Raw genomic sequence first — 681 nt, 5'->3', positions numbered from 1 at the left:
TTCTTTCATTTCGGTCATGATCTGTTGTTCTAAGGCCATATTGTTTGATTTAATTGAATTTTTAATCTGTTTGTTGAATGGATAACGGGTTAATGGATAATGGATAATGCTTTCATTTGAAAAGCGTTCCCTTTTTCAAAATTATTTCAAGCCGAAAGTAAATTATCCATTATCCATTATAAAATTATCCATTCTTAAGCTCCGTTTTCCGTGATCTGCGCCTGCCTGAATTTTTCATAAAATTGCTTGGCAAAGGCTTTCATCTCTTCCGAAAGTTCCCCGTTCTTGGTGGCTCTTTTGAAGGTATCGGCCATGGTCATCATCATCTGGTAAAAGAAATCGCCCATTTCGTCTACCATCATGTCTTTGGTCCAGAGGTCGATGCGCAAGGCTGTTTTATCTGCTCCATCCCAGAATGCCAGGCAAAGGGCTTTGGCTTTCTGATCCATATTGGCGGTACTGTCTGAAGCATTCCAATGAATGGCTTCGGGAACTTTATTGGGGTCTAAAAGTATATCTATAGTAATAGATGATTTTTGCATGTGAATGTAATTTTGCGCAAAGTTAGGAAAAACGCAACGCAGATGGTTATGATGGTTAAGATTAGTGAAGATCATCGCCTGCGACGAAAATGTGCCACGAATACACGAATGAATGCAAAAAGAAAATTGTCTTTTATTC

The 681-nt window shown here is 38.5% G+C and carries 1 protein-coding gene; it reads right to left on the bottom strand.

Translation table 11 applies throughout. From position 1 onward, the window contains the following. Positions 1–194: 194 nt before the first annotated feature. Positions 195–681 (bottom strand): gliding motility protein GldC (gene gldC / locus EGI32_RS11430; protein ID WP_255155489.1); only part of this gene is annotated, 487 nt, incomplete at its 5' end.

This window comes from Ferruginibacter sp. HRS2-29 (assembly GCF_024343615.1).
In the GTDB taxonomy this organism is placed as follows: domain Bacteria; phylum Bacteroidota; class Bacteroidia; order Chitinophagales; family Chitinophagaceae; genus Ferruginibacter.
The sequence above is the reverse complement of the archived record's forward strand: the minus strand, read 5'-3'. Positions and strand labels throughout refer to the sequence as shown.